Origin of the sequence: Clostridium sp. (assembly GCF_036569345.1) — a bacterium.
Taxonomy (GTDB): Bacteria; Bacillota; Clostridia; order Clostridiales; family Clostridiaceae; genus Clostridium_AD.
Genome location: NZ_DATCQT010000067.1, coordinates 12,173 through 37,280 on the forward strand (window position 1 = coordinate 12,173; position 25,108 = coordinate 37,280).

15 protein-coding genes are annotated in these 25,108 nt (G+C 31.4%); 2 read left to right on the forward strand and 13 right to left on the reverse strand.

What is annotated here, in order from left to right:
- Positions 1 to 7: 7 nt before the first annotated feature.
- From VIM70_RS06745 to VIM70_RS06780, 8 genes are all read right to left on the reverse strand, one after another.
- Positions 8 to 2,089, reverse strand: a complete 2,082-nt coding sequence (locus tag VIM70_RS06745) for a glycosyltransferase (protein ID WP_331944977.1) — start codon at positions 2,087 to 2,089, stop codon at positions 8 to 10.
- 48 nt (positions 2,090 to 2,137) lie between these two features.
- The gene (gene rfbC, locus VIM70_RS06750; protein WP_331944978.1) at positions 2,138 to 2,695 is read right to left on the reverse strand and encodes a dTDP-4-dehydrorhamnose 3,5-epimerase; all 558 of its coding nucleotides are present in this window, start codon (positions 2,693 to 2,695) and stop codon (positions 2,138 to 2,140) included.
- Complete coding sequence (gene rfbB / locus VIM70_RS06755; protein ID WP_331944979.1) at positions 2,682 to 3,758, reverse strand: dTDP-glucose 4,6-dehydratase; 1,077 nt, start codon at positions 3,756 to 3,758, stop codon at positions 2,682 to 2,684. The genes rfbC and rfbB overlap by 14 nt, the downstream gene beginning before the upstream one ends.
- 81 nt (positions 3,759 to 3,839) lie before the next feature.
- On the reverse strand, positions 3,840 to 4,754 hold the full coding sequence (gene rfbA / locus VIM70_RS06760; RefSeq protein ID WP_331944980.1) for a glucose-1-phosphate thymidylyltransferase RfbA: 915 nt from the start codon (positions 4,752 to 4,754) through the stop codon (positions 3,840 to 3,842).
- Between the two features lie 190 nt (positions 4,755 to 4,944).
- Entirely contained in the window at positions 4,945 to 5,613 is a 669-nt protein-coding gene (locus tag VIM70_RS06765) for a sugar transferase (RefSeq protein ID WP_331944981.1), read from the reverse strand.
- Positions 5,614 to 5,749: 136 nt separating this feature from the next.
- Positions 5,750 to 6,526 carry an acyltransferase family protein gene (locus tag VIM70_RS06770; RefSeq protein ID WP_331944982.1) on the reverse strand — a complete coding sequence of 259 codons (777 nt, stop codon included), beginning with the start codon at positions 6,524 to 6,526 and terminating at the stop codon, positions 5,750 to 5,752.
- Positions 6,516 to 7,424 carry a UTP--glucose-1-phosphate uridylyltransferase GalU gene (gene galU / locus VIM70_RS06775; protein ID WP_331944983.1) on the reverse strand — a complete coding sequence of 303 codons (909 nt, stop codon included), beginning with the start codon at positions 7,422 to 7,424 and terminating at the stop codon, positions 6,516 to 6,518. Before galU ends, VIM70_RS06770 begins: the two co-directional genes overlap by 11 nt.
- A gap of 852 nt (positions 7,425 to 8,276) precedes the next feature.
- Positions 8,277 to 9,113 carry a YihY/virulence factor BrkB family protein gene (locus VIM70_RS06780; RefSeq protein WP_331944984.1) on the reverse strand — a complete coding sequence of 279 codons (837 nt, stop codon included), beginning with the start codon at positions 9,111 to 9,113 and terminating at the stop codon, positions 8,277 to 8,279.
- A 338-nt stretch (positions 9,114 to 9,451) separates the two neighbouring features.
- On the opposite strand from VIM70_RS06780, the gene VIM70_RS06785 reads away from it, so the two are divergent.
- Positions 9,452 to 10,240, forward strand: coding sequence for a nitrilase-related carbon-nitrogen hydrolase (locus VIM70_RS06785; protein ID WP_331944985.1), 789 nt, complete (start codon positions 9,452 to 9,454; stop codon positions 10,238 to 10,240).
- Positions 10,241 to 10,600: 360 nt separating this feature from the next.
- Here the strand turns inward: VIM70_RS06785 and VIM70_RS06790 are convergent, their stop codons facing one another.
- On the reverse strand, positions 10,601 to 10,870 hold the full coding sequence (locus VIM70_RS06790) for a DUF1294 domain-containing protein (protein ID WP_331944986.1): 270 nt from the start codon (positions 10,868 to 10,870) through the stop codon (positions 10,601 to 10,603).
- A gap of 301 nt (positions 10,871 to 11,171) precedes the next feature.
- Here VIM70_RS06790 and VIM70_RS06795 point away from each other — a divergent pair, with 301 nt between their 5' ends.
- Positions 11,172 to 12,017: a DUF4405 domain-containing protein gene (locus VIM70_RS06795; protein WP_331944987.1), complete on the forward strand. Its 846-nt coding sequence runs from the start codon at positions 11,172 to 11,174 to the stop codon at positions 12,015 to 12,017.
- Positions 12,018 to 12,382: 365 nt separating this feature from the next.
- On the opposite strand, the gene VIM70_RS06800 is transcribed toward VIM70_RS06795, so the two are convergent.
- From VIM70_RS06800 to addB, 4 genes are all read right to left on the reverse strand, one after another.
- Positions 12,383 to 16,090 (reverse strand): AAA family ATPase, encoded by a 3,708-nt coding sequence (locus VIM70_RS06800; protein WP_331944988.1) that lies wholly within the window; start codon positions 16,088 to 16,090, stop codon positions 12,383 to 12,385.
- Positions 16,071 to 17,330: an exonuclease SbcCD subunit D gene (locus VIM70_RS06805; RefSeq protein ID WP_331944989.1), complete on the reverse strand. Its 1,260-nt coding sequence runs from the start codon at positions 17,328 to 17,330 to the stop codon at positions 16,071 to 16,073. The genes VIM70_RS06800 and VIM70_RS06805 overlap by 20 nt, the downstream gene beginning before the upstream one ends.
- Before the next feature lie 88 nt (positions 17,331 to 17,418).
- Complete coding sequence (addA, locus tag VIM70_RS06810) at positions 17,419 to 21,516, reverse strand: helicase-exonuclease AddAB subunit AddA (RefSeq protein ID WP_331944990.1); 4,098 nt, start codon at positions 21,514 to 21,516, stop codon at positions 17,419 to 17,421.
- Positions 21,516 to 25,070 (reverse strand): helicase-exonuclease AddAB subunit AddB, encoded by a 3,555-nt coding sequence (gene addB, locus VIM70_RS06815; protein ID WP_331944991.1) that lies wholly within the window; start codon positions 25,068 to 25,070, stop codon positions 21,516 to 21,518. The genes addA and addB overlap by 1 nt, the downstream gene beginning before the upstream one ends.
- Positions 25,071 to 25,108 lie beyond the last annotated feature (38 nt).

Below are 25,108 nucleotides of genomic sequence, written 5' to 3' on the forward strand. Positions count from 1 at the left end.
TTCACCTCTATTTCATTACTTCTATTATTTTTTCATAATTCTTCATAGCGAATGAATTATCATATACTTTAATTTCAATATTTTTAAGTTCTTCTATTAATCCAGGAATTTCATTTATATCATTTACAAATTTAATATAATTTAGATCTTTAAGCCAAGCATATGTATCTTTAACTTTATGATTATAATTTGCGATAACAATACAAGGTGTTGATGTAATTGCACAAAATACCATTCCATGTAACCTGTCAGTAATAACTACTTCAGCCTTTTTAAATTGATCCCATTTTTTGTTTAATTGTTTTTCTCTTTGATTTACATTAATCATATATTCCAAAACTTGATTTTCGTTATTAATAAATTCAGCCACTGTATCTGTAATAATTATCTCGTCAAAATTGCTTTCTACCATATTTCTAATTTCATCTTTTTGCTTTAAAGATAAAACACCTTCTCTATCTTTTCTAAGGCTTAATAGTGCACCTTTTCGCTCAAATATTGGATAAGTCTTATTTAAATACATAACAATATCTGGAGTTAAAATTACATTATTATTTGGAAAGGCCTTTTTCATTATATTGTATGATGTACCTTCTCTTGCAATTAGAGTTAAGTTTTTATGTTTATTGTAAATCATTTTAGTTTTATCAAACTCTATTTTTCCATTTTCAGTGTCTTTAAAATAGATTGATTGTGGGAATAAAATAATCTTATTGTCTTTAAATTCAGAAATAATTTTTCTTCTGCCTTCTTCTTCCCAGTAATATTCGTCCCCAAGGTTTCCACCACCATGTAGAGCGAAAACATCATCTTTTTTAACATTCACTCTTAAACTTTTCAAATGGTTCATTAGATCTACTGTAGTGATTTCTATAATTGTATGGTCCTTAAAATTATCTTCTAATATCTTATTTTCCGCATATACAATAGCTTGATCTCCCAAATTGCCGTGGTGCGGCGTTCCTATAAGAAAAATGTTGTTTTTACCTCCATCTCTTTCATATAAATGATTTGTTTCTTTGTATCCTTTTTCATATTCTTTATGGTATTTCATTTTATTTATAACTCTTCCAGGAATAATTGGTTTTACTAAATATTCAATTTTTGTCTTGCTAGACTTATGTTTAGGATAAATAGAAGAATATAAATTAGGATTTTTACTTATAAACATCAAAGATAGCTTTTGTTTCAAACCCATTTCCTTACTATTTTTTAAATTAAGATTGTTCTCTTTTAATTTCTTTAAAATTTCATCTATTTGAACTGTATATTCATTTTTTTTGTAATCTAATAACAATATATCATTTAAACAGAACTGTATTCTATTAAATAATTGCTTGTCACACATTTCAGACAACTGTGGCTCTAATTTTTTTATGTGTTCTAAACACTCGATGTTTGCTTTATAATAATCATATCTTTTGCTCGCATCATTTGTTCCACAAATACTGTCTTCTCTCATTAAATAATAATATTTAGGACTTTTTATATCCACAATCTTAGTTGATTTTGAAAATAATTTATAGGTAGTAAATATATCTTCGAAATACTTTCCTTCTGGATATCTAATATTCTCAAATAGTTCTTTTTTATAAAGTTTGTCCCATGCAAAATTCTTCATGCCACTATACTCATCAAGAACTAATTCTGCCAATGCTTCGCGTCTTGTAAATATTTGAGCTTTTTCACTATCTGAAATTGTTGTTATTCTATTTTCTTTAACAATATACCTACCGCAAACTGAAATATCAGCATTATATTCAATTAGAGCGTTATACAGTGAGTCATACATATCACTTTCAATCCAATCGTCCGAATCAATAAATCCTATATATTCACCCCTGGCAATATCAAGTCCTGCATTTCTTGCTGAACTTAATCCTCCATTTTTTTTATGTATTGTTTTTATTCTATTATCCTTTAATGAATATTCCTCACAAATACTTCCGCAATTATCAGGGGATCCATCATCAACAAGGATAACTTCAAGATTTTTATATGTTTGATTTAATATACTATCAACACAATTTCTAATATAATTCTCTACTTTATATATTGGTACTATAATTGAAATTAAGGGGTTGTGCATTAAATCATCTCCTTTGGAGCTGCCACTCCTATCTCTTTAACTTAATGATTAAAATATCACCTTCACAGCTGATAAACAGTCTGCATTTTTATCTTTTTCTGAAAGCAGCACATCCTCTATATTTTCAAGAGGCCATTCTATTCCTATATCGGGATCATTCCAAGCAATTCCGCCTTCAAACTCAGGGTGATATAAATTAGTACATTTATATACGAACTCTGCTTTATCTGAGGTTACAAGAAATCCATGAGCAAAACCCTCCGGTACATAGAACTGTCTTTTATTCTCTTCATTTAGTATTACGCCAAACCATTCACCATAAGTTTCAGAGTTTTTTCTAAAATCCACAGCTACATCAAATACTTCACCACTAAGAACTCTAACAAGTTTTCCTTGAGAATACTCCTTTTGAAAGTGTAGTCCCCTAAGTACTCCTTTTTTCGATTTAGATTGATTATCTTGAACAAACACCATATCGAGGCCAGCTTCTTTAAACTCTTCATAGTTATAAGTTTCCATAAAATATCCTCTGTCGTCTCCAAAAACCGTAGGCTCTATTATATATAAATCTTTTATTTTCGTATTTATAAATTTAAATTTTTTCATTATATTTTTGTTCTCCTTCATACATCTTTTTATAGTATTTTTGATATTCTCCTGTGGTAACATTCTCCATCCACTTTCTATTATCCAGATACCATTGAATAGTATTTTTTATTCCTACTTCAAAAGTTGTTTCAGGATACCAACCGAGTTCATCTTTTATCTTACTCGGATCTATTCCATATCTTCTATCGTGACCTTTTCTATCTTCAACATGTTTAATTAACTCTTCTGTTATTTCTTTATCTACATTTTCATTTAAATAAGAAATAATACTATTAACTATTAGAATATTTGTTTTCTCATTATGACCACCAACATTATAAACTTCTCCCGGACGTCCACCACCTAATACCATGTCGATAGCTTTGCAATGATCTTCTACATATAACCAGTCTCTTATATTCATTCCATCTCCATATACAGGTAAATCCGCGTGTTTCAAGCAATTGTTTATTAGAAGAGGTATAAGTTTTTCTGGAAACTGATATGGTCCGTAATTATTTGAACATCTAGTTATATTCATTGGCATTTTGTATGTATCAAAGTATGCTTTTACCATCAAGTCACTAGCGGCTTTTGATGAAGCATACGGACTATGTGAATCTATAGGAGTTGTTTCTATAAAATAACCGGTATCACCCAGTGATCCATATACCTCATCAGTAGACACTTGAAGGAATTTTACATCTTTCTTAAAGCCATTTTCGATCTCCCATGCATTTTTAGCATTGTTTAAAAGATTTACTGTTCCAAGCACATTTGTTTGAACAAATATCTCGGGGTCTTTTATGCTTCTATCCACATGTGACTCAGCAGCAAAGTTTATAACATAATTAATATCATATTCTTTGAATAACTTTTCTACTAATTCTTTATCACATATGTCTCCTTGAATAAAGATGTGATTTGGATTATTTTCAATCTCTCTAAGGTTTTCCAAATTTCCTGCATAAGTTAGCTTATCTAAATTCACTATTCTAACATTCGAATATTTCTTTAAAATGTATAAAACAAAATTTGATCCTATAAATCCCGCTCCGCCTGTTACTAAATAAGTTTTCATTTTATTCCTCCAAACTTTATATCTTTTGATTTAATATCTTCATATTTTTACCTCTGATTTTTATAACTTAAAATGTTATAACTACAGACTAGCGGCCACTTCTTTTAATGCCTCTTTATTAGCTTTTTTATATTCCATAGCAATATCCATTAAATAAGTTCCATAACCAGTCTTTAAAAGTGGTAAAGCTAATATTTTAAGTTGCTTCATAGTTATCCAACCACTTCTATATGAAATTTCTTCAAGGCAGGCAATATACGTACCTTGAGTACTCTGCACTGCTTCTACAAAATTTGAAGCCTTTAGCATAGAAGCATGAGTTCCTGTATCAAGCCAAGCAAGTCCACGTCCAAGTAGATTTACCTTAAGTTTTCCATCATCCATGTAAATTCTATTTAAATCGGTAATTTCAAGTTCTCCTCGTTTTGAAGGTTTCAATTTTTTAACTTTGTCTACAACAGTGTTATCATAAAAATATAATCCTGGAATAGCATACTCCGATTTTGGATTCTCAGGTTTTTCTTCCAGTGAAATTACATTTCCATCTTCATCAAACTCAACAACTCCAAATGAATTTGGATCTTTAACATGATAACCAAAGATGACAGCACCATCCTCAAGATTCGCAGCTTTGCTAAGACTCTGTGAAAAACTTTGTCCCCAAAACAAATTATCTCCAAGTATCATGGCAACATTATCATCGCCAATAAAATTTTCTCCAATTATAAAGGCCTCAGCTAATCCATTTGGCGATTCTTGAACAGCATATTCTATTTTAAGTCCCAATTCACTGCCATCTTTAAATAGTTCCTCAAAGCCTGGCAAATCTCTTGGTGTTGAAATTATTAATATTTCTCTTATACCCGCTAACATTAAGACGGACATAGGATAATAGATCATTGGCTTGTCATATATTGGTACCATCTGTTTTGATGTTGCTTTTGTAACTGGATAAAGCCTCGTGCCTGACCCTCCTGCTAATATAATACCTTTCATAACCATATTCCTCCATTTCATAAAAAAAATAACGATTAACTTGAAATATGGGCATAAATATTTATGCTCATATTTTTTCAAAGCTCCCAAGCTTCATCTCTTATTAATTTTTGATTTTTAATTTCAAATTGAAATTCTTTCCAACTTGAATCTGTTTTACTAATATAATTCATATTACTTAGTAACTTCCCTACCTTGCTCCCTCATCTCCAAACAGTACCCCTACTGTCTGAAAAATAAGACTTATATCTATCCATGTATTTCTTTCTTCTATGTACGCAACATCCATTTTCATCCATTCTTTAAAACTAATATCACTTCTACCTCTAACCTGCCAATAACAAGTTAATCCTGGTTTTGCAATTAATCTTTGTTTTTGAAAAGATGTAAACTGTACTACTTCTTTTGGCAGACTTGGTCTTGGACCTACCAAGGACATGTCCCCTTTTAATATGTTAAAAAGTTGTGGGAGTTCATCTATGCTTGTCTTACGTATGAACTTACCAATTTTAGTTATTCTAGGATCATCTTTCATTTTAAACATAGGTCCTGACATCTCGTTTTCATCTTTAAGTTTACCTAAAAGACCTTCCGCATTTGAACACATAGACCTGAATTTGTACATTATAAATTTGCTACCATCTCGACCTACCCTATCCTGAGCAAATAAAACTGGTCCCTTTGAATCGAGCTTTATCCAAATAGCTACAATAATCATCACAGGACTTATTAATATTAGTCCGCTTAGTGCTCCAATAATATCAATTATTCTTTTGATGATAAAATATCCTAAACTTTTCTTATATTCACAAGCACCCTCTACCGGTATAACGCTTGAATTTGTTCTTGTTTCTTGCATCTATATTTCCTCCTTTTTTATAAGGTATTCTAATTTTTATACCCTATCCTTCACTGCCCACCCATAAATTTAACGACTTATTTCTTTAATTCTAATAAATTTTCTCAGTAATCCTTCCGATGAATTAATTATAAAATTAATAAATATAGAAGAACAAAGACTTAAAACAGCTAGCCAGATTAAAATCAATATAGATAATCAAGGCAAGAATACAAATCTTTGAAAGTAATAAAAGCAGAAGAAAGTATGAGTTAACCATATATTTGTGGAATATTATATCATTATAAAAAAAATTCTTTTTTAGAAATAATAATTGGGGTCTTTTGATTACTATTATTTCCACAACAATAGATATAATATAGAAACCTAACGATGTGGCAAATGAAGAAATAATACCACCTTTTAATAATTTCTTTATAAGTGGAAACAGCAATAATAATTCTATGTACAATCTTACAAACCACCACTCATAATTATAAGAAGAACTTAAAGTTAAAAAATTCGCTATAAATTCAACTATATTAAGGTGATAACCTGTATTACCTCTAAACCATATTAGACCAATTGGGACGAATATAATAAAAACCGCCCAATAGTTTATTAAAAACTTCATCATTTTCTTAATTGAATCTCTAATTGTAAATTTGTCTTTTCTCTGCGAGCTTATACATAATCCGTATCCACTTAAGAATAGATACATTGCTACACATATCTTTGCAAAACCACCTAAGAAAAATTCAATACTTGTATTTTGATAAAGACTAAAGTTCCAAAAAGGCACGATAGAAATATAAGATACCTCTTGTATTCTATCTGGAAAAGCAAATAAATGATGAATCATCATTAGGGTAATTGCAACACCTTTTGCTATTTGAGTATGTAATTTTGTAAACTCATAGCTCTCACTCTGCACAAGCTACTTCTTCATAAAGGCTGCTAAAGTTTTCATTGTTTTTTAAAGTTTGAAGATACTTCATAAATGGAATTTTTAACTCATCTCTTTTTAAGGCAAACTCTACTGTAGCTTCTAGAAAGCCTAATTTATCTCCAACATCATATCTACGTCCTTCAAATATGTACGCATACATATCTTGCTGTGCTATTAATGTCTTTAATGCATCAGTTAATTGAATCTCTCCGCCTTTACCAGGTTTAGTATTATCCAATATATCAAATATCTCAGGAGTTATTATATATCTACCAAGTATAGCGATGTTTGAAGGTGCTACATCAACTCCAGGTTTTTCAACAAGATTATTTACTTTGTATACTTTATCACTAATTTGAATTCCATCAACTATTCCATATTTATCGACATTTTCCTTAGGTACTTCTTGAACACCTAAAATTGACGTTCCTTTTTCCTCAAAACAATCCATAAGTTGCTTTAAACATGGGATTTTTGCATCAACTATATCATCACCTAGCATAACAGCAAAAGGTTCATTTCCTACAAAAGCTCTTGCACAATTAATAGCATGTCCAAGTCCTTTCGGTTCTTTTTGTCTTATAAAATGTATATTTACCATGTTTGATATATCTCTAACCTGTTTTAAAAGGTTATCTTTATGTTTATTTTCTAGTTCTAACTCAAGTTCTACTGATTTATCAAAGTGATCTTCAATAGATTTTTTGTTTCTTCCCGTAATAATTAATATTTCTTCTATACCAGATGCAATAGCTTCTTCTATAATATATTGCATAGTAGGCTTATCAACTATAGGTAGCATTTCTTTAGGTAGTGCCTTTGTAGCTGGTAAAAACCTTGTTCCAAGTCCTGCTGCTGGTATAATAGCTTTTTTAATTCTCATTTATACATCTCCTCAAATTTGGGTCAAGAACGATCCCGTCCTTCAATATATTGAATTCTTTATTAATTTACACACTTAGAAAAATTTTAATAAAATGTAGTTTTATCTCAATATTTTTTTAAAAATATTTTTCCTTCTAAAATGTAAGATTTGATCAGTTGATCATTTTACATTTATCAACATATTATGATTTCCTGATATTTTATATGTATTAAAACGTATGTTTTCATTTTAATTTTTCTATGTAATTGGTTGTAATTAGTAATTGTATTAAGTAGAATTTCTTTTTTCCTCTGCTAAAGTATAACATAATAGTGCAAATTTTATGTTAAGATTCCATTAAGCTTGCATTAATGTAGCATTGATTTTGACATAAAAGTATCTTTTTTTCTCTTTTTTACATGCTTTTTAAATGGATCTTACATATTTTTCTTTTTAAACTTTAATTGAAACCACTTTTGCATAATAGCTGCAATTAAAACCATTGTCAGCACAGATGTATACTGGTATAACACATTCCATATTATTATCCTATATCAAAAATGAATTTTACATACATTAATTTAACTTGCTTTTAAAACCCTTTACATCTCCACGCAAAAAAAAATCAAAAGTTTTTACATAAATCTTTTGATTTTTTATAAATACATTAAATTAATTTCCTTTATTTTCATGGCAATTACTGATTAAATATGGAAATTTTGCTTATTTTCCCTTAATAGTGTCTATAAATAATACTTAAATTTCATTTATAAATTCCGCATTTATGAATATAAACATTTTGTAAACTTGCAAATATAGTAAAGTAGTTAATATTTTTTATGATGATTCAGCATTTAGGATACTTAACACTTAATACCTCTTGCACTTTGGCTTTTGTTTACCTTCTCGCTGGAATGCTAATAGTGCATTAACCTCTCCACCAAGAAGTATTATAACTGAGGTTATATAAAGCCACAGCATAAGTACTATTACTGCTCCTATCCCGCCATATATACTAGCATAATTGCTAAAATTATTCACATAATATGCGAACCCTAAAGAGGATATTAACCAACCTAAAGTACTAAAAATTGCTCCAGGCAATACCTCTTTCCATGTTAATCTTCTACAAGGAGTAAAATAATATAATGCTGCAAATACAAACGCCATACCACTTAGAGATACTAAGTACCTTATGATATCCCAATTTAATATAAAATTACTTGATAGATTTAAGCGTGTCGCAATGGTTCTCCCTATCATTTGTCCAAATACTACTAAAGCTACTGCCACTATTATTACAATGGCAAGTCCTACCATAAACAATATAGATATAGTTAGAGTTTTCCAATATGGTCTTGTTTCTTCTTCGTCGTAAGCTTTATTTAATCCCCTTATTATGGCTCTAAATCCATTGGACCCCGACCAAATTATACCTATTATACTTAATGATAATATATTCCCATTTGCTGAGCGTGACATACTTGTTACTGTAGTGTATATTAAATCAAAAGCACTCTTGGGTACTATTTGGTATAGATATATAAGTACATCCCCACTTTTTAAATCACTATACCCTAATATGATAAGTATTAGCATTAAAAAAGGAAAAAACGATAACAATAAATCATAAGCAAGCTGAGCTGCCAAAGCACTAATATCATCATCTATAACTCTACAAAAAAGTTCTTTTAATTGTTTAAACATAAATGTTACCTCTTTTCTAAGTTGAGAATTTATCCACTACTATAAGTAATCTACTATTCTAGGTAATCTAGAAGATTCGGCATGTAGATTGTTCTTATTGTAGAGCATTCGTTAATAGACTCATTATATACTATCTATCACTGCTTATACATACTCTCACCTTCACTGATTATAAATTATCTAGTTATATTAACTTCTACTGCTAAATTATATAACGATTGGCTATGAATTTTACTATACTTATATTGAAGGCTTAATATATGTTGTAGAGAATTTTAATACCTACTCTGATATAATATGTATTATAGAGAGATATTATTAGTGAGGAGGTCAAAAATATGAAATTAGCACTAGCTCAATTAGATATTACCTTTGAAGATAAAGTTATAAATAAAGAAACTGTCATGTATTACATAAAATACGCAGTCTCTGAAAAAGTGAATATGATTTTTTTCCCTGAAATGACTTTAACCGGGTTTTCTATGAATACTTCCTATGTAGGTGAAAATAATAATGAAACCTTAGATTTTTTCAAGGAAATGAGTTTTAAATATAATATTTTTATAGGTTTTGGTTATGTGGAAGGAACGTCACATTGTAAAAATAAATATTCTGTAGTGGCGCCTAGTGGTGTGGAACTTGTAAATTACAACAAAATTCACTCGTTCTCATTTGGAGAGGAAAATAATTTTTATGAAAGTGGAAATGAAATCAAAGTATTTAGCGCTTTTGGTTTCACCATATCTCCTTTTATCTGCTACGATCTACGCTTCCCAGAAATATTTCAGTTAACTTCTAAAACTGCAAACCTTATTACTGTTGCAGCTAATTGGCCTATAGAACGTCGTGATCACTGGGTAACTCTACTAAAATCAAGAGCTATAGAAAATCAATGTTACATAGCAGGGATAAACCGAGTTGGAGAAGGCAATGGTTTAAACTACAGTGGCGACTCCATGATTGTAGATCCATTAGGGAATATAATAAGCACCTTATATATGGAGGAAGGTTTGGTTATAGCTTATATCAACACTGATGACGTAACTGAGGTTAGAAAAACATTTAGACTTAAAGAAGATAGAAAAGAAACGTTATATTATAATATGTATTGTCCTAGTAATAATTAGACATAACCGTAAGAAATTTCGCCATAACACCTTGCGCAAAAAGCGACAAAACTATTGAAATGTCATATTAATTTGTTTAATCTATTTTCAGATAATTAAAAATTTATCCACAATTTAAAGAAAGTTATCCACTAAAAGAGGATAACTTTTTATATTTAGTCACTTAATAAACCATAAAATACCAATAAATACATTGTTTATGTAAATTTATTAGATTTAACAGAATAGTTATACACAGGCATGAAATAACTTTAAAGTATTCATAACATTATTAACTTAGAAAAAGTTAACAATTTATTACCTCAATCCCGCCTTTATTATACCCTGAAAAACCTAAAATTTCAAGGTAAAATTATCAATTTATAGTAGTTTATAAATGTATGTGAAAAATATAAATATTTCCACTAACATTATCACTGGTATTCCTATTACAAATTTATTATGTTGAGTTTTATGCCTAAATAAACGCATACCTATAAATATACCCAAAGCTCCAAAAGCAAAAGCTATAGTGAAAAGGGTTCTCTCTGGAGTTCTCCATCCACCCTTTCGTGATTTCTTCTTATCTGAATACATAGCAAAAATACCGTATAAGTTAATAGCCAAAATATAATACAAAAATATTTCCATTTTCTGCCTCCATCTAAATTCTATTAGTTTAATTATATAATAAATACAAGGTCAAAATCAATGGTGTTCTTTTAATAGAATCAAAAATAATACTAAGGATTCTGCTAGTATGAATCACATAGAGTTCACATAAACATTTGATATTTTTTCTATAATTGCATGTTAATATAAAAACATAGAAGACCTTAAAAAAATATTAATCTTCAATATAATATAGTTGTTTATTAATATAAGTTAAAAACAACACAATGTTTATTATGGATAGTATTAACACTATATTTGCAGCAAGGAGGATTTAGTTATGAAAATAAAAAAAATTAATCATTTAAAAATTGTAATAGACACCCTTATGGTAGTTATTTTTGTATTATTATACAATTACCTGGTGTTGGGGATGCTATTTCACGAAGTAGTAGGATTAGCTATTGGTGCAGTAATTTTACTTCATTGCGGATTAAATTGGAAATGGATAAAAGGTGTAACTTTAAAAATATTTAAAAGCAAATTACCGCTAAAAACTAGAATTGGTTATTTTCTAAACATACTTTTGTTAATTAACGTTATAATTATAATTATTAGTGGAGTACTTATTTCTAAAAAGCTATTTCCTGGTTTCACACTAAGTGTTGGTAAGTCTCTACAGATTTTACACATATCTTTATCCTATTTTTGTCTTTTGTTAATAGGAATCCATGTAGGTCTTCACTGGAATTGGGTAATGATTACTTTCAGAAAAATATTTAAAATAACTGATAAAAAGAAAATATATTATTATATCTCTAAAATTTTGATGATTTTAGTATTAACCTTTGGCATTTATAGTGCTTATTCAGTAAACTTTGTATCCAAAATTTCAATAACTCCAGTATTTAGTAGTTTTACCTCACCTAGTAGTGGTGAAAACGAGATGAAAAAGGGAAGTTTTAAATCAATTGAAGGAGCCGATGGTTCAACACAAGAAAAGAGAAAACCAATGGAAGGATCCAGTGGCTCACCTCAAGAAAATGGGAAATCAAAGGGTATTGGATTAAATAATCCAAGTGTTTTAGGAGTAATAACTTCAAACCTTGGAGTTATATCTTTATTTTCTATAATAACATTTTATATAGAAAAACTATTCTCTAAAAGGAAGAAAGAAGTAGGGTAGGTGCGTATACTAAAGATAAGCAGACGGTTGTGTTTTAAACCTTCTGCTTTTTCTATACTCATACCAATTCCTTAAGCCGGTAGTCTACAAATTTTATCTAATTATTATTACTTTTATGTTTTTTTATTTAGCCACGTATTTAGCGTTCGCCTGCCAAAGCACGCCTGCCAACCATTGAAACTCTATTTTTCCCTTTAGCATCCCCATCTGTTACACACGCAGGGTAACTAAACATAACAGTATCGCAATTCTCCATAGTGATTTGCAATTAGAAGCGTATTCGCAAATGATTAGAATTTCTTAATGCAATTTCCAGTCTCAAGCTCTAATTGCAAGGCACGCCGGAGAATTGCGATACTCTCTGCTTACGTATATTCTAGTTTTACCTTGCTGCCTCCCTGTCCCTGCTCTGCCGGAGATACTATCAATTTTATTGGAACTCTACTACGAAGTTCCTCCACGTGACTTATTATCCCCACAGACAATGTACTTGAATGAAGTTTTTCAAGTGAATTCATTACTGTGTCTAATAAATCTGTATCTAATGTTCCAAACCCCTCATCTAGGAAGAAGAATTCTAGTGGAGCACTACCCTTTAATTGAATCTGCGAGGAAAGTGCAAGTGCAAGACATAATGACGTTAAAAAAGTTTCTCCACCGGACAATGTATTGGTTTCACGCCTTGTTCCTCCATTGAAGTCATCCCTCATTACAAAGGCTCCATCAGCGTCAAGCTCCAATGCATACCGTCCTCTTGTTATGTCTTTTAGCCGCTCAGACGCTTCCATTGATATATATTTAAGTTGCTTCATAGCTACATATTCTACAAATTTATTTCCTTGAATTAAAGTGTCAAGTTCTCTTAGAAGACCAAGCTTATGCTCTACTTCACCCCTTTTTATTAAAAGGGCCTTAACTTCTCCAATTTTTCTTTCCATTTCCTCAAGTGCTCTAAATTGAGCGCCTATTTCTTTGGTTTTTTCCTCTAAAAATGTTCCAACTATTTCTCTTTTTTCTTTTAATTCTTCAAATAGGGTCACATCTATGTCTTTTCCCTGGAGCATTTTTTCTAGTCTTTGCAAATTATCTAGGATGCTACTTAGCGCTTGTTCGTATTGTTTTATTTCTTTTTCAAGTAATATCAATGTTTGTCTTGGAATTAAATAAAGGCAAGCTATTGTGCTAGTTTCAAATAGATTTTCTTTAAGAGATACATTTAATCTTTCTTGTCCGCCTGTAAGCATCTTTAAAAGCATCTCATTTTTGTTTTCTTCACTGGTCTTACGAGTAAGTACATTTTGCTTTTCTGAATTTTCTCTTTCTAAAATGTCTTTTAAACTGGCTTCTTTTAAAGTGATATCTTTTATTTTATTTCTTACCTTTTCTATTTCAGTTTTTGGAGTAATCGCCTCTAAAAAATCAGTTGCAATTGAAGGTGTGAATCCACAGAGTTCAACTATTTGTTTAGTCAAACGATCTATTTCCGACTTTTTCTCCTTACCACTGGTTTCTATTTCTGTTTTTAAACTTCCAAGATCCCTTAAAGACTTATCCACCTCGACTTTTTCCTCTTCCAAAATTACGAGTTCTACTCGAAGTTTTTTCATGGTGGCGGTTAGTTTTATTACCTCATTATCTATTGCTTTAACTCGTTGTATTTTTTCTTTTATCGACAATGTATTTATATTACCATTTTGGTTTTGCTTATTAATGCCCTCTTTCTGAGGGGAGTCCTCTTTCTGAAGCAAGTCCTCTTGCTGAAGCAAGTTCTCTTGCCTACATAAGGCCTCTTGCATTCTCAAATTCTCTCCACTGATTAACTGTTGATTTAAAAGTTTGTATTTTTCTTGTAACATCTTTAACTGACTTAATGTAGCCGTTAGCTCGGAATTTATTTGACCTAACGCTTCATTTTCCTTCCTTAACCCTTCTCCAAGTTTAACTTCCTCCATGTCTATTTTGCTTTTTCCATCACGAATTTTAAGGAACATGGAGTCTAACTCTGTTTTTTCTTTATTGTAAATATTGAGTTTTTTCTTAAACTCAATTAATGATTTTTCGGATGTGTTCTTTTCCTTCAACATCTCTTCAATATTTACATCCTTAAGCTTAGCAGATACTAAAAGTAATTGATTATTTATATATTCCTCATCTCTTAAAAACTCTGCAAACTTTATTTGATCCTTTTGAAGTTCTTTAGATGAATTTTCTAAGTTTAATTCAGCATTTTGCTTTAGGCTTTTCTTCTCTTCTAAAACAGTATCTTCTATTGTCTCTGCTATTTTTGGATGATGCTCCGACCCACATACTGGACATAGGTTTCCTTCTTGCAAATTAGAAGCTAAAATTGCAGCTAGGCCCTCCCGCTCTATTGACCTTATTTCACCTTCTAAAATTTTAACCTGAGCTTTTACACTTTCTATAGTCACTAGGTTGTTTTTTATATTTAAGCTAATTTTCGTTTTTTCACTGCTGATATTCTTATATTTTTCCTTAAGTTCATCCTTTATTTTATGGTTTTCTACAGCTTTTTCTAAGCAATCACGAAGTATGCTATATGCTTCTTGTTTCTCTAACAACAAATTATTATCTCCCGGGAAATTATTCGCTATTTCCACACTTTTTCTCTCTAAAATTGCTAATTTATTTCCTTCATTTTCTTTAAGTATAATGGCCTCTTTATGTTTTAGTTCTGTACCAAGAGAAGCTTTCTTTAAGGCCTCACCTTTATTTTTAAGCTCTTCTACATTTTTTGCAACGGCCAAAACTTCTAGTTCACTATTATAAGTGTTATAAAGATTTTCTCTATATTCTGGCAAAATTTCTATTTCACTTAGCTTTTTTTCAATTATTAACAACTGATTTTCTTTATTTGTCTTATTAGCATTAATATTAGCGTAATTTATATTTTCTTTCTTTATAGAAGTCGAAAGTTCCATATGCTTTTTTAAAAGAATATCTTTTTCATTAGCTAAATAACTTATTTTCTCTTCAATATATGTAGCTTGCTTAAGGCTTACTTCTTTCTCAATTAAAATCGGCAGTTCATTGTTTTTAAAGCTCCAAGCTTTATCATATAAGATTTTTGTGATATTTGACTTTTTAGATATAAATAAAAAATCACTGTTTAACTTAACAAGTTCAACTTGGTTTAGGTCTAAGCTTTTTTTCGTTCCATCTACATTATCAATAAAAGGTTTTACATTTAGTGCTAGAGTTCCTTTGGTGAATTTTTCTTTTTTGTTTTTGATTTCTTCAGCTTGCTTATTTAACAAATTCTGTTTTTCTATATACTTGTTTTTTTCTTGTTGCAGTTCCCACATAGCTTTTTGCTTTTCATATTCTTTATCTAAGGATTTTTTCTGAGTTTTAAGTTCTTTTTCCTCTTCCTTTAAACCATCTAGTTTTTCTTTTATTCCTTTATGGAATTCTTGTCCGACATTCTCGTAACCCTTCATTTCTCCCTCAAGTTCATTTAGGGTTTTAATGTTTTCATTTCTAACAGTTCTTATTTTTTCATATAATTTGGTTCCGTATTTTTCTAAAGCAAATATCCTCTCAAGCATATTTCTTCTTTCTTTTCCTGTTAGTTTTAGAAATTCATTGAATTTACCTTGTGGCAACACCACTGACCTTGTAAAATCCTCAACTTTTAGTCCTATTATACTTATGATGTTCTCTTCCACGTCTTTAGGTCCTTCTGCTATAACATTGTTTTCATCAGGATTTTCTTTATTTATTTCTATAAGCCTTGCATATGCAGTTTTGAAGTTTCCTGTTTTTAATCTCTTTATACTTCTTTCTGCTCTATATGTCTTTCGACTTTTTCCAAGACCAATCTCAAAATCAAAACTTATTTCTACCACATTTGTTTCTGTATTTACAAACTCCTTGGTGTCTCTTGATACTTTCCCATAGAGGGCTATGGTTATCCCATCTAAGATTGTTGATTTACCACTAGCTGTTGGACCGAAAATACCGAAAAGTCCTTTTTCTGTAAGCTTTGAAAATTCAATAGTTTGCTGCTCTACAAAAGAGTTCAATCCCTTTATTTTAAGATTTACTGGCTTCATTTTTCGGTCCCTCCTCTTCATCTAATGCTATACTTAAAAATAATTCCATAATTTCTTTGGAAGGCTCTATGCCTCCCTTTGCACGTAGATAATATTCTTTAAACATTTCCTCCATGGATTTTTCTCTTAGACTTTCCTTTAATTCCTCTTCGCTACCCTGCTCATCTATTATTGGCTGGATAGAAACTATGTCTGCCCTTAGTCTTTTCATTTCCTTTATGTTCTCCGTGCTTATTATTTCCTTTGTCTTTATTTCAAGGTATACCCAAATATTCTTTTCACTCTCTAACCTACATTTTTCTAGTGCTTCCTCAGTATTTTCACATTTCCATACTTCTATAGGTTTGTAGTTTCTAAACATTATTTGCGAAATATCAGCATCTTTGTTAGCCTCAACATCCACAATATATGCTCCCTTGCTATAGCTTATTTCACTTTTACTATACTGTATTGGAGAACCACTATATCTTATCTTCCCTTTGGTTCCTGGTACCTTTTGTGGTCTATGAAGGTGACCTAAAGCACAATATTGCATAGCTTTTGGAAATTCTCTTGGGGAAACTGAAAGACTTCCACCAAGTTGTATGCTTCTCTCTGAGCCACTCTCCTCCCCCCCCATAGCATAGAGATGTGATACTACTAGGTTTATGGTGTCTTCTCTATATTTAGTTGATAATTTTTCAAATAACTCACCTATTCTTGCTGAATAGCTTTTCTGCCTTTCCTCATCACTAATACCTATTGATAGAACTTCATTTAACCTTTTTTCACTTGGATAAGGCAGGGTTATAATAACTGCTCTTTCTCCTCTTATATCAATCTCTAAATAACCTTCTCCGCTTTCCACTATCTCAAAATCATATCCATCATCAGAATTAAATCCTCCAAATACACCTTGCCTTGCTATACTTTTTGGTTCGCCTAAAAGTATAACTCCATGTTCATATGCAAGAGGACTTGCAGCAACTAATCGCTCTGGGTTATCGTGGTTACCTGCAACCACTAGAACTGCTGTTTTTCCTCCGCTTGTAATATCCTTAAGTGTACTATAAAACATTTTTTCTGCTTTAGCTGGTGGATTACCATTGTCATAGATATCACCAGCTATAAGGACCAAATCTATATTATTATCTTTAACTATTTGAGTAAATTCCTCTAGAAATTCTTCCTGTTCCTCTAGCCTACTGTATTGCTCTAGGGTTTTTCCTAGATGCCAATCTGAGGTGTGAAGTATTCTCATTTTGCCACTCCTTTCTTATTTAAGTTGGGGACGGTTAACAACTAAGTGGTTAAATGCTCGTCTATATTTATTAAGTGTCCCTACCCTTTTATTTGATTTCTATAGCTTCATCAACGCTAAATAAGTATAGGTATCTTTCTTTAACTTCCTTTTTTAATGCACCCTTAAGAGCCCTTGCATAGTAATCCAGCTGAGCTTTGTATTTCTCTACTAAGGGACCTACATCCCCATTTTTAACAAAGTCTGTTTTATAATCTACTAGAATTATCTGTCCATCTTCCTCAAAATAGCAATCTATTATTCCTTGAAGTATTATCTTTTCATCTCCATATATTTCAATGGGAAGAGTTTTATCTATATCTGTACTGCTAATTTCCATATGGAAGGGCATTTCTCTTTTTAATGCTTTTAGTCCAAAAGCTTTTATCATTCGGAGCCCAAGATTTGTTTTAAAAAACTTTATTAGTTTATCTACTCTAACTACTTTGCCTTCTTCTTTTGATATTAGCTGTTTTTGAACTAACATTTCAATTTGTGATTCTATTTCACTTTTGCTTGATACTTTAGTTAAATCTAATCTTTGCAATACTGAATGCATAGCGGTTCCTTTTTCTGCTGCTGTTAGACCTTTTATCTCTTCTAAAAATTTTGGTTTATTTACAAGTCTTGGCACATACAGACTGTTCGAACTTCCCTCATCTATTTCTACATTGAACTTTCTCTTAAGCTCGGTTACTGTAAGTACTGTAGGAATTTTTGTGGACATTTCGTATTTATAATTAAATCCTAATCTTCTTTCTATTTCTAAGGCGAACTTATCATCTGAGGCTTTTTCCGAAAGCCTCATTAGCTTTTCCTTTGTACTAATAAGAACATCTTCAGCGATTAACTCGTTTTTCTTTACCTCATCTCTATTCCAAAATCTTATCTCAAAGCTTGCTGGATGATCTAATAAATTAACACTACTATCTTCTATTTCTAATAACTCTCGTAATGGCTTTCCGTCTAAATGCCTTATTACTGCTGGAACTATCCAATCTAAATAGCTTTTGCCTTTTAGTATTTCATATTCACCTAGCTTTTCACTATTTTCATCTAAACTAGAGCTCATTCTAGCTAAATTTTTCTCTATATTTCTCATTGACCCAGTTATTATTAACTTTTCCTTGGCTCTTGTAAGGGCTACGTATAACACCCTCATTTCTTCTGCAAGACTTTCTATTTTTATTGTCTTTTTTAATGCTTGTTTTAGTACTGTAGGATAGGAAATTCTTCTTATTGGGTCCACAAAATCTGGTCCAAATCCTAAGTCATGATGAAATAATATGCTCTTATTTATATCCATTAGGTTAAAGTTTTTTCCCATACCGCTTAGAAATACTACAGGAAATTCTAGTCCTTTACTTTTATGAATACTCATTATCCTAACTACATCTTCATTTTCTCCTAAGGTTTTAGCACTACCCATGTCTCCACTGCTTACTTTAAGTTTGTTTATGAAGTTTATAAAGTTAAACAATCCCTTATAACTAGTTTCTTCATATTGCCTTGCCCTTTGGAAAAGAACTTTTAAATTAGCTTGTCTTTGTGGCCCTCCTGGCATGGCTCCTACATATCCGTAATAACCTGTATCTGTGTATAAGTACCAGATAAATTCATCAATGGGCATATAAGCACAAATTTCTCTGAAGTGGCTCAGTTTTTCTAGGAACTTACTGATCTTTTCTGACTCTTCAGATTTTAATTCATTTGATTCTAATTTCTCTGATTGTGTAGATTCTAATTCTAATTTTCCTGGTTGCGATTCTGATTTGTCTGGTTTCGCTTCCTCTGGCAACGCTTCCTCAGATTCAGGTTTCCTGTGTTCTGACTTATTTACCATTGCCTCATAAAAACTAACTTCCCTTTGGCCTATTCTTATGTCTACTAATTCTTCGGAAGTGAATCCCCCTATTGGAGAACGCAGAACTGATAGCATTGGTATATCTTGCCTTGGGTTATCTATAATTTGGAGCAAACTCATAATTATTTGTATTTCTATGGTGCTAAAATAACCTGTGCCTGTATCTGCATAAACCGGTATATTTTCAAGTTTTAATTGCTCCAAAAATGAGGGTGCCCAGTTTGAGGTTGCCCTAAGTAATATTACAATATCTTTATATTGAACATTTCTATATTCTTTAATGTTTTTATCGTAGACTTTAAAATCCTCGTCCCCACTGGGTGACATTAATTCCTTTATTCGTTTTGCCACAATTCTAGCTTCTAACTCGATATTTGTAGGGGTTTCATCATCATTTGTTTTGCCCTGTCCCGCGCCTTGTTCCCCTTGTTCATCTTGTGAATCCTCAACATCGCTTGTTTTGCCTTCGACCTCATTCCCTGCATCTTCATCAAAGGCGTCTTTAATTTCTTTTTCAATAAGATGTAGTTCCACTGGCCCACCAACTTTTCCCGGGCCGATTAGGTCTTCAAAGTGAGCTCCTAAATTTAATGCTTCTTCATCTGTATAATCAAGATCTCCAATGTTTTTGCACATTATTTGTTTGAAGATATAGTTCACAGCATTTATAACTGTCCCTCGACTTCTGAAGTTTTTATATAGAGTTATTTTTCTAGTTTTCTCTCCTTCTTCCTTACCATATCTATTATATTTTTCTAAGAAGAGCTCTGGCCTAGCTTGCCTAAATCTATATATACTTTGTTTTACATCTCCTACCATGAATACATTTGGAGTCCCTATTTTTTCTCTTGAGATTATATTTAGAAGAGTTTCCTGTACCATGTTGCTATCTTGATATTCATCTATCAAAATTTCTTCGTATTTATCTCTTAGTAACAGTGCTACAGCGGAAGGTTCTGGTTTTCCGTCATCACCCATAACTACTACTCCCTCATCATCTTTTTTCATAAGTATGTCAAGGCAGTAGTGCTCAAAGTCGTTGAAATCTATAATTGATCTTTCTTTTTTCTTTTCTCTGTATTTTTCCTGCAAATCTATAACTAACTGCGATAACTCCATCATTAGCGGATATAATTTTTTTATATCCCATAAAGATGATTCTGAGTTTGCAGTCATTATCTGCTTTTGCAGCTCCTGTAATTGTTTTTTCACTTTGTTTCTTATTTCTTGCACTCTCTTTTGCTTTTCCTTATCTTCGCAAGCTCTTATTGTAGGGAGTTTTAAAAAGCTTAAATCTTCTATAATGCTCGCAAAGTTCTCAAAGCAGTTGTTTGCAGCACTTAATAAGTCTTCAATTGAAGCTAAATCGTCCTTAAAAACTTCATAATATAATGTTATAGCATTATTGTTTTCTATTAATTTTAATGCCTTTATCATAACTTTTTCAATTCCCAAAAGTTCTATTTTAATGTCTGCCATTAAAACCTTTGCCCAAGGGGTATCGCTAAAGCTGTATCCATCTTGGATGTTAAAATCCTCGGCTTTTTCCCTTAGCCACCTTGTTGGATTTGTAGAACTCATGGAAAAGTTGTAAAGTCCTAAAACTATGGATTGTAACCCTAGGTCCTCTTTATTATTACTATAAGCCTCGACTAGGTTTATAAAGCTGGAAGTTTCAACTAGGTTTAATGGTCTAGGAGTTTCCTCTTTTAGATTTAAATCATTAAATGTCCCCAATGAATCTGACAATAAATCTACCCCATTGTTTTCATCTTTGTTTATTATTTCACCGTTAAGTGATACATATCTATCTTCAAAAAGTTCTTCTAATGCTTCTTGTTTTAATAGTACTGCTTCTGTTTGGTCTGCTATTCTAAAATTCGGGTCTAAATCTACTACGTGATAATTACTGCGAATAACCTCAAGACAGAAGGAGTGAATAGTTGTAATGCTGGATTTATTTAATAATGTTAGCTGCCTTTGTAGTAGTTTGCTTTGTGGATTTCTGTGTAATTCCTTTGAAATAGCCGCAGCTATTCTCTCTCTCATCTCAGATGCGGCAGCATTTGTAAATGTAACTACTAAAAGCTTGTCTATATCTGTAGGTTTTTCTTCATTTGTCACTATTTTTATTATTCTCTCAACTAGCACTGCAGTTTTTCCAGAACCTGCAGCTGCCGCCACTAGAAGGTTGCACCCCCTAGTTAAAATAGCTTTTTGTTGATCCCCTGTCCACATAACCTTTTGCTCATCATGTTTAATTTCGTCCTCTTTATTTATCATTACTCTTTCTCCACCCCGCTCTCTTGTATATCAACACTTTCTATTTCATTTGCCGCTGATGATAAAAGCTCCCATATTTCCTTGTCTCTCTTATCTTTTATTATCTTATAAGTGTTTTCCTTTAATGTAGGATCGAACTGGCAAATAGATGTGTACTCACAATAACTACAAGGCGTAGTATCTTTTTTCTTATAAGGTTTTATGTCTATTTCTCCACTTAACATTCCCTCACAGGTTTTTATTAAGTTTTCTTTTACATGATTAAGTAACATTTCAAACTGCTCTGCTGTTGCAACTGATGATCTTGAACCTAAACTGCCATCCTTTTTAATAGATGCTGGGACAACCAGAGATGCACCTTCAATATTTCTATCCATCTCTCTTATTATCTTAGTATCCGCTAGAAGTAGCCCCTTCATTTTCAAAGCTTTCATTATTGCTTTTTCTAGTTCTTCTTCATCTAAATTGTTTTTAGCCTTTATAACTGGGTCATCTATTTTAAAATATAAAATGCCTGCTGGAAAAATTGGCTCCTCTGAAATTTCGCTTTCGTTTCTAAGCATGGCATCTAAATAAGTCAATAGTTGTATTTGAAGTCCGTAATATACATCGGATAGTTTAAAATCCTTATTGCCTGATTTATAATCTATTATCCGATAAAATTCTTCTCCCTCATTTATTAGCTTATCTACCCTATCTATTCTTCCAACTAAATTCACAGTTTCTCCTGTGGATAATTCTACTCGTATTGGTGGATAATCTCCTTCTTCAAAACCAAAGGAAACTTCATATCCAAAAGGTTCAAACCCACTGTTTTTCATTTGCTCAACTATAACGTAGATAGTTTTCTTTAAAACTCTTTTTAACCGCTCTGTAAAGTACTTGTACCTTGGGGTGCTGTTTAATATATACCCACTAGAACCTTCTGAGGCTTCCTTTTCTACAATGCTTGCGATCTTTTCCTCACACCACAATTTATCAAGATTCGCCCATTTTATTTCACTTTTATCCACAAGTTTCGAAAAATTGTCAAGCACACTGTGCATAAAACTACCTAAATCTGGTGATGAAAATGTAAAAGTTTTTCTCTCCTTTGCTTTTAGGCCATATTGTACAAAATAAGCAAAGGGACATTCTTCATATTTTTCTATTCTGGATACACTAAAATAATTTTTTAAACCATAAAGTAATTTCACTTTTTCCTTTTGTAGCATTTTCGCTTCATTTTTATAGTCAAAACCCTCAAACATATTGTTACTCTTTTCTTTCCACACAGGGTCCTTTTGATACCACTTAAAAACCTGGACCCAAAGATCTGATATATATCCATCCTCTAAATATTTTCGTAAGGCGAATATTAGATTATTAAATGTTGGAATTTTAGCACATACCTGGTAAAGTTCATGGTCCTCTAACCTCTCATTTGAAAGTGTTATATTGCTTTCTTCTACTAACCCTTTAAATAAAGCTCTAAATCTAGATATTATAATAGAAGGTCTTAATGTTTTGCCTTCGTAATCTGCTATAGGATAACTTATGTTTAAATATTTATTTGGAATGGTTATGGTGGCGTAAATTAAAAACTGCTCATTAAATACCTCAGTTTTTGTATCATTTGCCAGTTCTACTCCACTTTCCTTTAAAATTATCCTATCATTGTCTGTGAATATTCCCTCTTCCTTGCTTGCCTTTGGAAACACACCATCATTTACCCCTATAATGTATAACGCTTCTATTTCATGACTTTTTATACGTTCCACGCTGCTAATTGTTACTCCATCTAGTGCTGATGGAATAAGTCCCATTTGATGTTTACTAAATCCCATTGATAATATCTTTACAAAATCCTCTAAGCTTAGGGTTTCCTTGCCTAGGACCTCCACCATCTGATCTAAAAGTTCCATTACTAAATTCCATATTTTACTGTATTCTATAACCAGTTCCTGTGCACCTTCCCTTTTAAAATTCACTATCCACTCTTCAAGGGTTTTATATACATTTATGGTTTCTAGAAATTCAAATAGACTTGTGCAAATTTTTATTGTGGTGACTCCACCTTTTAGTTTTTCTTTAAACTCTAAAAGTGGTTTTATAATAACATCTCTTGTTTCATTTAAGATTTTGATAGTAGCTTCGATTTTTTGCGCTTTCTTTGCGAATTTCTCTTGATCCTTCTCTTTAATTTCTTTGTCATTACTATAGTAATCTCTAAAATAAAATTCTATCTTTTCCTGCCATAGATCAGAATCTGTCCATTTCTTCTTGCCCTTTATGCCGGTTGCTATGATGAAGTTTTCTAGTATATCTAAATGCTCATTTTCTATATCTAAAAGCCCTGTTTTAAGATATCTAAACATTGATTCATAGCTAAAGTTTTTAGTGAAAATCTCAACAGTTGATGTTATTAGGACAATTAGAGGATTACTTGTTATATCTTTTTTCTTATCTATATATAATGGAATGTTATATTCAGTAAATATTGCTTTAATTAGTTTTTCGTAACTTGGCAAATCCCTAGTTACTACAGCTATTTTATTGAACCTCATATTTTCATCTTTGCATAATTTTAAAATGTCTTGTGCTACGTGTTCGACTTCGGAGTAGCCATTAAGCGCTTTAAATACCTTTATATTTTTGCAAATATCCGTAGAACTGGAATATGGAAATGCAAAATAATTTTTCTCAAGAAAAGAAAGCTCCCCATTGTCTTTAAATTTATAATCTTTATTTCCCTGAAGTTCTATAGGAGCATCGATACTTGTCCCACAACTCTGTGCTAAACTTAAAAGCTTATCTTCTGTAAACTTTATAGAATAAAAGGCATCAGAATCATCCATAAATTTTGAATGCTCTGAGCTTCTTAATGGAAGAGTTATATTTATCCTCTTAGCCTTTTTGAATAATTTTTCCAGCACTTCATACTGTTGTGGTGTAAATCCATTAAACTCATCTAGCCAAAACTCCGCACCATCAAAGATATTACAGTCATCAAGGGCATAAGTTAAACGGGTCAAATCATCATCCGGATCCATATAATTTATATTTAAAATATTATCAAATTCTCTATATATAAGGGATAAATCCGTTATTTTATCTACAAGTAATGGATTTTCCCGTAAATTTTCTTTTGCTCCATTTAAAGTTTCCACAGAAATCCTATATTTTTTAAACTCCGTGATAGCACTAGCTACATTATCTACAAAACCTTTCTGCCTAGCTGCTCCTTTAAATACAGTGAATTCATCCCCATTTTTTTGCATTATGTTATTAATAAGCATAACCTTTCCTGAGGTATCCATGGGTTTCCTTGTTATGCCACCAACCTCGCTAAATACTTTGTACGCTAATCTATTAAAACTAAGTACTTGGACATTTTTTATTCCTGTGGATCCAACTACCTGTATGAGATTTTTTTCAGCTTGAAAAGAAAATTGTTCTGGAACCAAAAGCACTAGTGGCTTTTCAGTCTCGACCTTTTGCCTTTGCTCTATATCCTCTAAGCAGAAAGTACTTTTTCCTTTTCCAGATCCTCCATAGATAAATCTTAAACTCACAAAAACACGTCCCTTCTTTTCTTTATTCATTATATTAT